The sequence below is a fragment of the Paenibacillus arenosi genome, from assembly GCF_014841135.1.
In the GTDB taxonomy this organism is placed as follows: domain Bacteria; phylum Bacillota; class Bacilli; order Paenibacillales; family Paenibacillaceae; genus Paenibacillus_B; species Paenibacillus_B arenosi.
Genome location: NZ_JACYTN010000007.1, coordinates 1 through 12,712 on the forward strand (window position 1 = coordinate 1; position 12,712 = coordinate 12,712).

Genomic DNA, 12,712 nt, shown 5'->3' on the forward strand with positions numbered 1-12,712 from the left:
CAAAAAGTAGAAATGACGGTGCAGGGATAACCTCCTAGCACCGTCATTTTTTTTATTTTTGCCGATTTACTTATTAAGTGAGTGGTCTCGTTAAGGTGAACGACCTACTTTTGGGACAGCCCCATTTTATTGTGCGTTACTGTTATAAATAGTAGTCTGTTGAGCTTTTTCTCTGCAGACTGTAACAACAATCAGGAGGAATACATGCGCGTATGGTTAAGTGCGAACGAGTCTGCTTTTGAGCGCTCGCTCGTCCATCTAATACAGTTATATGTGGAACAGCCGCAGGTTGAATATTCAATATCAGTGGATGAAGAACAGCTTGTCAGCAATGTAGATAAGGAAGGCTATGAAATGGGCATTGTGTTGTCCATTCATGATGATGCTGGGGAATTGGCAGCTGGCGAGTCAATTAAAGAACTTCGCTCTTTGCACTTGAAGGGAAAAATGTTGACGCGAAATACCGAAGGGCAGCTTCTAACGTATACGACGATTCATGAACGATCTGTCGAAGCAGGCTCAAGCTATGAGCAGTACCGCAAGCAAGTGAAAAACGGACTCTGTCATGCCATGCTTGCATTGATGACAGAGTGGAGCGGGTTGGAGCAGCCATGGGGAATACTGACTGGCGTTCGTCCAACTAAGCTAAGACACGATGCTCGTCGCCGTGGGCTTTCCAGTGAGGAAGCACGTCAGATGCTTAAGGAAGATTATTTGATTACAGCTGAAAAAATCGCATTGATGGAGCGAATCGTTGATCGTCAACTAACCGCATTACCTGATCTAGATCAACTACAAAAAGAATTGAGTATTTACATTGGCATTCCTTTCTGCCCAACGAAATGTGCTTACTGTACATTCCCTGCGTATGATATTAATGGACGCCAAGGCTCTGTTGATTCATTTCTTGGTGGTTTGCACTATGAGATTCGAGAGGTTGGCCGTTTCCTAAAAGAGCGAGGCGTTCGCATTACAACGATCTACTTTGGCGGGGGTACACCTACGAGTATTACTGCTGAAGAAATGGATATGCTCTACGAAGAGGTATATGAATCGTTCCCTAATGTGGAGCAAGTTCGTGAAATTACGGTGGAGGCAGGCCGTCCAGATACGATTACACCAGAGAAACTTGCTGTACTGGATAAATGGGGCATTGATCGAATCAGCATCAATCCACAGTCCTACACACAGGAAACGCTCGATATTATCGGTCGCCATCACAGTGTAGAAGAGACGATTGATAAGTATCAGCTAGCTAGAGAAATGGGCATGAACAACATTAACATGGATCTCATCATCGGATTGCCTGGTGAAGGGCTACCTGAATTCCAGCATACTTTGAATGAAACGCAAAAGTTGATGCCAGAATCACTTACTGTTCATACGCTGTCGTTCAAGCGTGCGTCTGAGATGACCAAACATCGCGGTGAGGAGAAATTCAAAGTAGCTGGACGTGAAGAAATCGGTGCTATGATGCAGGCGGCAAGTGATTGGACAGATGATCACGGATATGAGCCTTATTATTTGTATCGACAAAAAAACATTTTAGGAAATCTCGAAAACGTGGGATATGCTTTACCTGGAATGGAGAGTTTGTATAACATTTTGATTATTGAAGAAATACAATCCATTGTAGGACTAGGCTGCGGCGCAACGACGAAGTGGGTACACCCTGTTACTGGGGAGATTACACGTTATGCGAACCCCAAAGAGCCGAAAGTGTACAATGATAATTATAAAGAAGTTACACAAAAGAAGATCGACATGATGAAAGATATGTTCTAAAAGCGCTTTCTAAATTGTAATATGTTTGTAATCATTGCTTCATGTTCCTTTAATGTAGCAGGCCTATACTAAACACATGACCCCCTTTTAAGAATATATCTTATTGATAACCTGCACAGTGGTGCAGGTTTTTTTCTTGTTCGCTTATTTCCACGCTCATAAGCTTGACTTTCGTCGTATCGGTTATTACAATGTTCTTTATATATCGAAGTGTAGTGCATCTGTGCAACACACTTATAGTTGAGATTCAATGACGGGAACAAGTAATTCGATACCCTCGTTATCAGAGAGAGACCTCTAGGCTGGAAGGGTCTTGGCGTAGGACGAATGAATGACACCCCCGAGAACCGACGGCGAAACGCATTGCTGCATGAGTGATAACTTTTGTAGGTGATGTCAGCGGTAGCCGTTAGGCGTGGAGCGGACGTTATACGCGAATGAAGCGGAATTGCTGATAGGATCAGGATGAAATACACGATCCAGCTTTCCGGAATGTGGGTGGCACCACGGGTGAATGGACACAACCAATCTCTCGTCCCTATGCGTTGTTTGATGCAGCGCGGGACGGGAGTTTTTTTATGCATATAGGAGGGTGAGCGTTATGGCATTCCAGAAGCCAACAGGTACGCAAGATTTGCTTCCTGGTACAGTAGAAATTTGGCAGAGTGTCGAAGAGACGGCTCGTGACTTGTGCCGTCGATTCAATTACAAAGAAATTCGTACACCGATTTTTGAGCAGACAGAATTGTTCCAACGCGGTGTGGGCGACACAACGGACATCGTGGAGAAAGAGATGTACACATTTGTAGACAAAGGCAAGCGTAGCATGACGCTTCGCCCTGAAAATACAGCAGGTGTTGTCCGTGCTTATGTTGAGAACAAATTGTATGGTGAGCCTGATCTAACGAAGCTGTATTATATTGCACCGATGTTCCGTTATGAGCGTCCGCAAGCAGGTCGTTACCGTCAATTCCATCAGTTTGGTGTGGAGGCGTTCGGTGCTGTAGATCCAAGTTTAGATGCAGAGATTATTGCACTTGGCTACCAGTTCATGAAAGAAGTCGGTTTGAGCGGTGTAAAAGTAGAAATCAACTCCGTTGGTAATGCAGCAAGCCGTGCTGCTTATCGCCAAAGCTTGCTTGATTTCTTATCCCCAATGAAAGAAACATTGTGCAAAGACTGCCAATCCCGTATGGAGCGCAATCCGCTGCGTGTGTTGGATTGTAAAGTGGATCAAGAGAAGTTTACAGCTGCTCCATCTATTCTTGAAAGTTTGGATGAAGAGTGCGCGACACACTTTACAAAAGTGAAAGGCCACTTGGATGCAATGGGTGTCGAGTATGAAGTAAACCATCGTATGGTGCGCGGACTCGACTACTATACACATACTGCATTTGAATATAAGGCACAAGGAATTGGAGCGATTGATACGGTTGGTGGCGGTGGGCGCTATAACGGTCTAGTTTCCGATATTGGCGGTCCTGAACAGCCTGGAATTGGCTTCGGTATCGGTATGGAGCGTATTGTGCTGCTGCTGGAAAAGCAAGAAGTAGCAATTAAGCAAGCTCCTCCGCTAGATGTATACTTGGTTGCTCTAGGTGAGAAAGCAGAGCAGGAGACGACGAAGATTCTTCATCATTTGCGTGTAAATGGATTGTCTGGTGAAAAAGACTATCAAGGCCGTAAAATGAAGGCGATGATGAAGTCTGCTGACCGAATGAAAGCACGGTATGCAGCTATCTTGGGTGATGACGAGCTTGAGCGCGGTGAGATTGCTTTGAAAGATTTACAAGCTGGCGAGCAGCAGTTCGTGAAGATTGAACAGCTCGTAGAAGCGCTGAAATCATCAAAGTAATAGAAAAGGGCGAGAAATAGACGGAAGTGAAGCGCACTTTCGTACACAAAGTGCCAGAGTGCTTGAAAATAAAGGTTTTTCAACAGCTTTACATTTTATAAATTGAGGTGGCTATTATGTTAGTTAAAACACATCAATGCGGTGCGTTAACGACTGCAAACATTGGTGAAACAGTTACATTGAACGGCTGGGTTCAACGTCGTCGTGACTTGGGTGGAGTATTGTTCGTAGATTTGCGTGACCGCAGCGGTCTTGTACAAATCGTATTTAACCCAGATTTCTCGAAGGAAGCACTTGAGATCGGTGATAAAGTTCGTAACGAGTATGTACTTGCTGTTCGCGGTGAAGTGGTTCAACGTGATGCAGAAACGGTAAACGCAAACTTGCCTACAGGACAAGTTGAAGTTCGTGTTACTGAGATTGAAGTATTAAATGCAGCGAAAAATCCTCCGTTCTTCATTGAAGACGGAATTGAAATTGATGAGTCTTTGCGTTTGAAATATCGTTATTTGGATCTTCGTCGTCCGGAAATGCAGAAGACGCTTATAATGCGTTCTAAAGCAGCTAAAATTTTCCGTGACTTCCTTGATGAGCAAGAGTTCATCGAAGTAGAGACACCAATCTTGACGAAGAGCACACCAGAAGGTGCACGTGACTACTTGGTACCAAGCCGTGTGCATCCAGGTGAGTTCTATGCATTGCCGCAATCTCCACAAATTTTTAAGCAGCTTCTAATGGTATCTGGCCTTGAGCGCTACTATCAAATTGCTCGTTGCTTCCGTGACGAAGACTTGCGTGCTGACCGTCAGCCAGAGTTTACACAAGTCGATATCGAGACTTCTTTCTTGACGCAAGATCAGCTTCTTGAAATGATGGAGAACCTTATGGTTCGCTTGTTCAAAGAAACAGTTGGCGCGGATATCCCAACACCATTCCAGCGTATCACGTACAAGGATGCTATGGACAAATACGGTTCTGACAAGCCAGACCTTCGTTTTGGTCTAGAGCTAGTTGATGTAGCGGATATCGTTGCTGAATCTGGTGTTAAAGTGTTTGCTTCTGTCATCGAAAAAGGTGGCGCAGTGAAATGTTTGAACGCGAAAGGCTGTGGCACATGGAGCCGTAAAGAGATCGATGATCTTGGACCATTTGCAGCACGCTACGGAGCGAAAGGATTGGCTTGGATTCAAGTAAAAGACGGCGAATTCAAAGGTCCAATCGTGAAATTCTTCAACGAGCAGGAGATCGAAGCGCTTCGTGAGCGTCTTGGCGCAGAAGAAGGCGACTTGTTGCTCTTCTCCGCAGATACGAAGAAAGTGGTAGCTGACGTGCTTGGCAACTTGCGTCTGCATATCGGTCGTCGTCTTGGTCTTATCGACGACAGCAAATATAAGTTTGCTTGGGTTGTGGACTTCCCATTGCTTGGCTATGATGAAGAAGCTAAACGTTATGTAGCAGAGCATCATCCATTCACACGTCCAATCGAAGAAGACGTTCCATTCTTCGATACAGACCCAGGTCAAATTCGTGCACAAGCATATGACCTTGTATTGAACGGTTACGAAGTGGGTGGCGGTTCCATGCGTATTTACAAGCGCGAAGTACAAGAGAAGATGTTCCAAGCGCTTGGTTTCTCTCCAGAAGAGGCACAAGAGCAATTCGGTTTCTTGTTGAATGCATTCGAATACGGTACACCTCCACACGGCGGTGTTGCATTCGGCTTTGACCGTCTTGTGATGCTATTGGCTGGCGCAACAAACTTGCGTGAGACGATCGCATTCCCTAAAACGGCAAGTGCAACAGACTTAATGGTGAATGCGCCGAGCGAGGTAGATTTCGCACAGCTGCACCAGCTCAGCATCAAGACAACAGTGAAGAAGAAGGAAAAGGCAGCAGAAGAGCAAGCTGCAGCTGCTTCTGAAACAGAGTAATCGTAAGAGCATTATGCTACTGCAATGAATTGCATCGGCGCGAACTAGTGAGAAGCTAGGAAACTAACACATGCTTGCGCGATGTATACAGATATATCTCAATCTCCCTCTATGCGGCCTCATGTTCTGGCTGCTTGAGGGAGATTGTTATGTGTTTAAAGCGAATGAAAACATGTGAATGATGAGTAAATAGAGGAGGTATTTTTTTATGCTGAATGCTTTTTCACGTACGGAGTTGGCTATTGGCCCTGAAGGGATCGAAAAGATGAAGAACAGCACAGTAGCTGTTCTAGGTATTGGTGGCGTAGGCTCTATTGCTGCGGAAGCGCTAGCGCGTACAGGTGTAGGCCGCATTATTATGATCGATAAAGATGTTGTAGATATTACGAATTTGAATCGTCAAATTCATGCTTTGACGACAACAGTAGGTCAGAAAAAAGCAGAACTTATGCGTGATCGCATTAAATTGATTAACCCGGATTGTGATGCTATTGCCTTGAATATGTTTTATACGGAAGAAACGTATGAGGAATTGTTTAAATACGAGTTGGATTATGTGGTTGACGCATCGGATACGATTGTATACAAAATTCACTTGATTAAAGAATGCTTGCAGCGTAAAATTCCGCTTATTTCAAGCATGGGTGCTGCGAATAAGATGGATCCGTCACGCTTCCAAGTTACGGACATTTCGAAGACGACAGTTGACCCAATTGCACGTGTTATCCGTCAAAAACTTCGCAAAGAAGGAATCAAAAAAGGGGTGAAGGTTGTCTTCTCTACGGAAGAACCAATGAAACCTCGTGTTGATGTTACAGAGAAGATTGTTCCTGAAAATGCACCTGACCGTCGCAAAGTAAAACAGCCGCCGGCAAGTAATGCATTTGTTCCACCTGTAGCAGGACTAATTATGGTAAGTGAAGTTGTTAAGGATATGTTGAAGACAGTAGAGTACCCTTCATAAAGGTAAGTATGTTATAAAGTTCGTAGACTCCCTTTCTGGTAATCGGTGTTGCCCATTGTGGCCGATGCTGATCAGAAAGGGTTTTTATTTGAGAACACGCGTTCTTATTGTGTGGAGTGCATGGTGTATCTATGATAAAATCAAATTAAGAAATTGAAACGGAGAAGAGGGACAACGTGGATTTATTCAGCATGCAAGAAGAACAACAACCGACTATGCGCCTGTTAGCGGATAGGATGCGGCCGCGGACGCTGGATGAATACGTAGGGCAAGAGCATATCATTGGCCCTAATCGCTTGCTGCGGCGTGCGATTGAAGCGGATCGAGTGTCGTCCATCCTATTGTATGGGCCGCCAGGATGTGGTAAGACGACGCTTGCCAACATTATAGCAGAGAGAACGCAAGGTGAATTTGTGCGTTTGAATGCGGTAGATGCCTCAGTTAAAGATGTCCGCGCAGTGATTGAGAAGGCAGAGAGTAACAAAACGCTATATGGAACAAAGACGACCTTATTCTTAGATGAAGTGCACCGCTTTAATCGCTCACAGCAGGATGCATTGCTACCTGCCGTGGAGAAGGGGACGATTATTTTTATCGGGGCGACCACAGAAAATCCGTTCCATCATGTGAACGGAGCTTTAATTAGCAGATCTACTCTGTTTCAGCTACAACCGCTTCAAGCGGAGCACTGTATCATCGCTATGAAGCATGCGATGCAGGATCGTGAACGAGGCCTAGGCTTTATGCCCTTGAAAGTTGATCCAGATGCGCTTCAGCATATTGCTTCCATGGCAAATGGTGATATACGCCGAGCATTGAATGCTTTGGAATTGGCAGCGATGACGACAACGCCTCAGTCAGATGGGACTGTTCATGTTGATTTACAAGTAGCAGAGGAATCAGTGCGCCAACCTATCGTTCAAGCAGATGAATCCACGCAATATGATGTGTTGTCCGCTTTTCATAAAAGTATACGTGGTTCAAGTGATGCTGCGTTGTTTTGGTTCATGTACGCGGTAGACAAGCTTGGCATGGACCCAATGACATTCATAAGAAGATTAACAGTGGCGTGTAGTGAGGATATTGGCTTGGCCAATCCGCAAGCGATGGTTCAGGCCGTAAGTGCGTTGGAAGCTTATCATCGTATCGGTTGGCCGGAATCTAAGTATATTATTGCCCAGGCAATATTATTTGCTGTCGAAAGTCCGAAGTCGAACTCGATACCTGTTGCTTTACAGCGAATTAGCATGGCTATGGATGAGGTTAAATCAGCAGACGTGCCTCTTCATTTGCGGGATACTCATTACAAAGGTGCAGATAAATTAGGACATAAAGGATATATGTATCCGCATGATTACCCCGGACATTATGTAGAACAGCAGTATTTGCCGGATTCTATTCGTAAACGTATCTTTTTCAGCGCGACTGATCAAGGGACAGAAGCGAAAATGAAAATAAACCAGCAGCTGCGCAGAAATAAGTAATGGGATAATAAGTTTATCGGGATCATCAAAAGTAGAGGCTTGTGTCCTTAAATTGATTGATGATTTATCTAGCGAGGCTACAAAAGATGAATCAATCTGCTGTAGTATTAAACCAAGGGGCGTTGCTCGGATGATGAAGATAGTAGGGATAGCAGTTGCTGTAGGAGGCATGATCGGTGCGTTACTGCGATATGGCATAAGTTTAATCCATCCGTTTGATAGTACGATGAGTTTTCCTTATACCACGTTGTTTATTAATGTCATCGGGGCAGCTTTCCTTGGTTGGTTCACTGCTAGGATAGGCTGCAAGCAAAGCCTATCTCCATATTGGAGGGCTTTTATTGGTACTGGAATTACCGGGGCGTTTACAACATACTCTACATTTGCGCTAGAAACGGTCCAACTTATACAAATGAATCTGCTGCTTACCGCTGTTGTTTATCAAGTATTGACGATTGTGCTAGGAATTGGAGCTGCAGCAGCAGGATATCGTTGTGGAATGCAGAATAGATCATGGGAGGAACAAACATGAGTTGGCTGTGGGTTGCTATTGGCGGGGCAGCAGGCGCATGGATGCGGCATACGTTGGGTGTTATGCTTGTGCAACGCTTCCCCCAAGCAATACCTTGGCCTACATGGCTTATTAATGTGATAGGCTCATTTTTGTTAGGATTCGTGATTGGCTGCGCATCAATGTTACCTGAGTTTCTAGTCCATCTATTGGCGATAGGGTTTTGTGGTGCATTCACTACTTTTTCTACTTTTGGAGTAGAAGCGCTTAAACTATGGCAAACTCGAAATGCCTTTTATTTCGGGGCTTATATACTTAGTACGGCAATAGCAACAACAGTCGTGGCTGCATTGGGGCTTGTTGCTGGGAAAGCCGTATTGTAATGTACTGCATTACAGTATTTCTGTATTTCTGCATGTACACGGAACGTTGTTTTCTTAATTCGCTTATGGAAGCGTTCTAACGTTCTAATCGTTTTATGAACTTGAAAGACGAAGTTGAAACTTTCTCTACTATATTTGAATAAATGAACAAATGAGTGTTTAACTTATATTTATACATGTATAAATTTTCGTTGTCCAAGTATGCGGATATGTTCAGACAACATCGGACACCCTATAAATAACTTGCTGTATCTATAAATCTTTGTCGTAGTTTGCGGTCAGGGATCATTTGATGCACAATACATATATGCTCAGAATAGGAGTCGTGAACGATGGAACTATTGCAGGAGAAGGCCTGGGGGCCAGAAGTGTTGGAACGTGTGTCACAAACGTTTAAGGCGTTGGGTGATCCAACTAGAATTCGTATTCTTACGTTGCTTGCTAACGAAGAATGTGCGGTCAATCAAATTGCAGATGCTCTGCAATTATCTCAATCAGCGGTGTCTCACCAACTTAAAACGCTGCGTGCTTACCGTTTCGTAAGATATCGGAGAGAAGGACAAAACATGCTTTATTCTTGTGATGATGAGCATATTATCGGGTTATTGCAGGAGGCAATTCGTTACGCTTCAGAGGAATAGTAATATCTAAGTACGAGTCATCGCATTTTATTGGGATAGGACGCGACTTACAGTGAATATAAATGTGTTAATTCACTTGTAGGAGGTGCTGCTAGCTTATTCTTTAAGTTATAAAGCTTGTGTTCGATTTGACGCTTGTGCCAGATGATTTATAATGTTAGGTACAATGCAGTATTCATTTCATTTAAGAGGAGGTGCACCTGTCCACGTCATGGGAGGTGGATAGGAAAGTCTATTGAGTAGTGACCCGTTACCCATAATATGGGGATTGTTGTTAGTCATGTTGCTAGTATTGTTGAACGGCTTCTTCGTTGCTGCGGAATTTGCAATGGTCAAAGTACGGGGAAGTCGGATCGATGCGCTCGCGCAGGAAGGTAATGCAAGGGCTAAGTTTGCCCAGCATTTGACTGACAACCTGAATGCGTATTTGTCGGCTTGTCAGTTAGGCATTACGATTGCTTCGCTTGGTCTAGGTTGGATTGGGGAGCATACGGTGGCAAGATTGCTGTATGAACCGCTAAGTTCAATCGGAGCAACTCCATTTGTCATTCACACGATTGCAACGGCAGTTGCCTTTATGCTTATTACGATTGTTCATATCGTATTGGGTGAGTTGGCGCCGAAATCTCTCGCTGTTCGCAATGCGGAAAAAGTGACATTATGGGCCGCGATGCCGCTAACAGTATTTTACAAGTTGATGTATCCTTTCATATGGGTGTTACATGGAATCTCGAGCCGTCTGCTTCGCCTTTTTGGAGTAGAGCATGTAACCGAGCATAATTCTGCCCATACGGAGGAGGAAATACGCATTTTAGTCAAAGAGAGCCATAGAAGCGGTCTTATTGATAATACTGAGCTTGCTTTAATGGACAATATCTTTGAATTCTCCGAGACGCACGCACGGGAAATTATGATTCCGAGAACGGATATGGTCTGTTTGTATACGGCAGATTCGTTCGAGCAGAACAAAGACACAGCCTTCGAAGAAATGCATACCCGTTATCCGGTATGTGATCCAGATAAGGATAACATTATTGGCTTTGTTCATCTGAAGGACTTAGTCAAAGTTTCGGATGAAGTTGATGACATCCGTCAAGTGATTCGCCCGATATTAAGTGTTCCTGAGTCGATGTCAATTAGTGCGCTTATGAAGATGATGCAGAAGAACCGCATGCAAATTGCTGTCTTAATTGATGAGTATGGCGGTACAGCGGGACTAGTTACGCTTGAAGACATTATGGAGGAGATTGTAGGCGAAATTCAAGATGAGTTCGACGAAGAATTACCTCAAATTGTGAAGCGTGATGAGCATGTATTTTCGGTTGACGGAATGATGTTGATTGAAGCCGTGAAAGCTTATTTCAATGTCGACATTGCCTCAGATGATTTCGATACAATCGGAGGCTGGGCTTATGCCCAAGTAGATGCTCCGAAAAAAGGTCAAGTTATTATGTCAGATGGGGGATGGGAGTTTGTTATTGAGGAAACGTACCATCTCCGTATTACGAGGCTTCTCATAAGGAGGGTGATGGCACCCGAACAATCCTTGGAGTCGGTTTCAACGGCATGATGATAGGTTTGTCTGTGTTGAAATGATGATTGTCTACTAATGAAGATGATGAATACTGAACTTATAAAAATTATTAGGATGCGTTTCTACAAAAGAAAAGCCGCTTGCTCCTCTGCGCTAGGTCGTACCACTGTGCAGAAGAGATGCGGCTTTTTTATATTGTTTCTAGTTATGTTGTTGTACAAGGCATGAACGATATAACTATCGCTACAAACTATTATGCTTATACTTGAGTTGCTTCCAGCTTGTGAATACGGTCGATTGTACCGCCGCCTAGGCAAGTCTCGCCGTCATAGAAGACAACGGCTTGACCAGGTGTAATAGCGCGCTGGTGTGCGGCAAACTCAACAAGGACATTGCCGTCTGCTTGCTTTGTCAAAGTAACCTCTTGATCAGGCTGACGGTAGCGGAATTTAGCTGTACATCGTATAGGTTGTTCAGGCATGTCGCCAGCAATCCAATTCACCCCAGCAGCAACTAATCCAGTAGAGTACAAGCTAGGATGGTTGTCCCCTTGAATGACATAAAGAATATTGTTCTCAAGATCCTTATCTGCTACAAACCAAGGCTCTCCATTTCCAGAACCTCCGATACCTAGTCCTTGACGTTGGCCGAATGTGTAGTACATCAGACCGTCATGGCGTCCTTTCACTTCACCGCTGCGAATATCGACCATGTTTCCAGGCTGTGCCGGCAAAAACTGGCTTAGGAACTGTTTGAAGTTGCGCTCGCCGATGAAGCATACGCCAGTACTATCTTTTTTCTTGGCAGTAGCAAGGCCGTGTTCTTCAGCAATGCGACGAACCTCAGGCTTAGGCAGATGTCCGATAGGGAACATAGCACGTGCCAATTGTGACTGGTTCAGTGCATTTAAGAAATACGTTTGATCTTTGTTGTTGTCTACGCCGCGCAGTAGTTTGTACTGTCCGTCTTCTTGTACAACACGTGCATAGTGACCTGTCGCAACATAATCAGCACCAAGATCAAGCGCTTTTTGGAGAAACTCTCCGAATTTAATTTCACGGTTACACATGACATCTGGATTTGGCGTGCGACCGCGGCGGTACTCATCTAAGAAATAGGAGAATACTTTATCGTAGTATTCTTTCTCAAAGTTCACCGTGTAGTAGGGAATACCAATATGGTCACAGACACGACGAACGTCCTCTGCATCATCTTCTGCTGTACAATTTCCGAACTCGTCTGTGTCGTCCCAGTTTTTCATAAATATACCGATGACATCATAACCTTGCTGTTTCAAGAGCAAGGCGGTCACCGATGAATCAACGCCGCCGGACATTCCGACAACGACACGTGTAGAAGCATTCGCTGTATTCATCGAACAATCACCGTCTTTGCTTTCAATTTGTAAGTAATAAATATATACACGTATTGTAACACATTGTCCTTTTATCGCGAAATGGTGCTGATTTGCGGCATTTCTAAAAAAATAGTCGTTTCATACACATTTTCTGTATATGTAAAATTTTTTCATAAACGCTTGTATATATTTGACCACAGTGTACCCAGTTGTGTTACCATATACAGTGTGACGTTATAGGAATACAATGATTTAATCGTCACGAAA

Annotated in this window: 10 protein-coding genes; 9 read left to right on the forward strand and 1 reads right to left on the reverse strand. The window is 44.1% G+C overall.

Translation table 11 applies throughout. From position 1 onward, the window contains the following. Positions 1-204: 204 nt before the first annotated feature. The 9 genes from IFO66_RS11415 to IFO66_RS11455 all read left to right on the forward strand — a co-directional run bounded on the left by IFO66_RS11415 (position 205) and on the right by IFO66_RS11455 (position 11,124). Positions 205-1,785, forward strand: a complete 1,581-nt coding sequence (locus IFO66_RS11415; protein ID WP_192025277.1) for a coproporphyrinogen III oxidase — start codon at positions 205-207, stop codon at positions 1,783-1,785. A gap of 601 nt (positions 1,786-2,386) precedes the next feature. Next, complete coding sequence (hisS, locus tag IFO66_RS11420; protein ID WP_192025278.1) at positions 2,387-3,640, forward strand: histidine--tRNA ligase; 1,254 nt, start codon at positions 2,387-2,389, stop codon at positions 3,638-3,640. Positions 3,641-3,756: 116 nt separating this feature from the next. Then, on the forward strand, positions 3,757-5,571 hold the full coding sequence (gene aspS, locus IFO66_RS11425) for an aspartate--tRNA ligase (RefSeq protein ID WP_192025279.1): 1,815 nt from the start codon (positions 3,757-3,759) through the stop codon (positions 5,569-5,571). Positions 5,572-5,779: 208 nt separating this feature from the next. Continuing rightward, a complete protein-coding gene (locus tag IFO66_RS11430; RefSeq protein ID WP_028596055.1) occupies positions 5,780-6,535 on the forward strand; it encodes a tRNA threonylcarbamoyladenosine dehydratase in 756 nt (251 codons plus the stop codon). Positions 6,536-6,711: 176 nt separating this feature from the next. Next, positions 6,712-8,019 carry a replication-associated recombination protein A gene (locus IFO66_RS11435; RefSeq protein ID WP_337912920.1) on the forward strand — a complete coding sequence of 436 codons (1,308 nt, stop codon included), beginning with the start codon at positions 6,712-6,714 and terminating at the stop codon, positions 8,017-8,019. 130 nt (positions 8,020-8,149) lie between these two features. Then, on the forward strand, positions 8,150-8,551 hold the full coding sequence (gene crcB, locus IFO66_RS11440; protein WP_192025280.1) for a fluoride efflux transporter CrcB: 402 nt from the start codon (positions 8,150-8,152) through the stop codon (positions 8,549-8,551). Next, complete coding sequence (locus IFO66_RS11445; RefSeq protein WP_192025281.1) at positions 8,548-8,913, forward strand: fluoride efflux transporter FluC; 366 nt, start codon at positions 8,548-8,550, stop codon at positions 8,911-8,913. Before crcB ends, IFO66_RS11445 begins: the two co-directional genes overlap by 4 nt. A 332-nt stretch (positions 8,914-9,245) precedes the next feature. After that, positions 9,246-9,554, forward strand: coding sequence for an ArsR/SmtB family transcription factor (locus IFO66_RS11450; protein WP_028596051.1), 309 nt, complete (start codon positions 9,246-9,248; stop codon positions 9,552-9,554). A gap of 280 nt (positions 9,555-9,834) precedes the next feature. Continuing rightward, on the forward strand, positions 9,835-11,124 hold the full coding sequence (locus IFO66_RS11455) for a hemolysin family protein (protein WP_192025282.1): 1,290 nt from the start codon (positions 9,835-9,837) through the stop codon (positions 11,122-11,124). Positions 11,125-11,347: 223 nt separating this feature from the next. Here the strand turns inward: IFO66_RS11455 and mnmA are convergent, their stop codons facing one another. Further along, positions 11,348-12,463, reverse strand: a complete 1,116-nt coding sequence (gene mnmA / locus IFO66_RS11460; protein ID WP_192025283.1) for a tRNA 2-thiouridine(34) synthase MnmA — start codon at positions 12,461-12,463, stop codon at positions 11,348-11,350. Positions 12,464-12,712 lie beyond the last annotated feature (249 nt).

What these genes read in the sequence shown, in the direction of transcription:
- IFO66_RS11415 (WP_192025277.1), top strand. Translation starts at nt 205, where the DNA reads ATGCGCGTATGGTTAAGTGCGAACGAGTCTGCTTTTGAGCGCTCGCTC.
- hisS (WP_192025278.1), top strand. Translation starts at nt 2,387, where the DNA reads ATGGCATTCCAGAAGCCAACAGGTACGCAAGATTTGCTTCCTGGTACA.
- aspS (WP_192025279.1), top strand. Translation starts at nt 3,757, where the DNA reads ATGTTAGTTAAAACACATCAATGCGGTGCGTTAACGACTGCAAACATT.
- IFO66_RS11430 (WP_028596055.1), top strand. Translation starts at nt 5,780, where the DNA reads ATGCTGAATGCTTTTTCACGTACGGAGTTGGCTATTGGCCCTGAAGGG.
- crcB (WP_192025280.1), top strand. Translation starts at nt 8,150, where the DNA reads ATGATGAAGATAGTAGGGATAGCAGTTGCTGTAGGAGGCATGATCGGT.
- IFO66_RS11445 (WP_192025281.1), top strand. Translation starts at nt 8,548, where the DNA reads ATGAGTTGGCTGTGGGTTGCTATTGGCGGGGCAGCAGGCGCATGGATG.
- IFO66_RS11450 (WP_028596051.1), top strand. Translation starts at nt 9,246, where the DNA reads ATGGAACTATTGCAGGAGAAGGCCTGGGGGCCAGAAGTGTTGGAACGT.
- IFO66_RS11455 (WP_192025282.1), top strand. Translation starts at nt 9,835, where the DNA reads ATGTTGCTAGTATTGTTGAACGGCTTCTTCGTTGCTGCGGAATTTGCA.
- mnmA (WP_192025283.1), bottom strand. Translation starts at nt 12,463, where the DNA reads ATGAATACAGCGAATGCTTCTACACGTGTCGTTGTCGGAATGTCCGGC.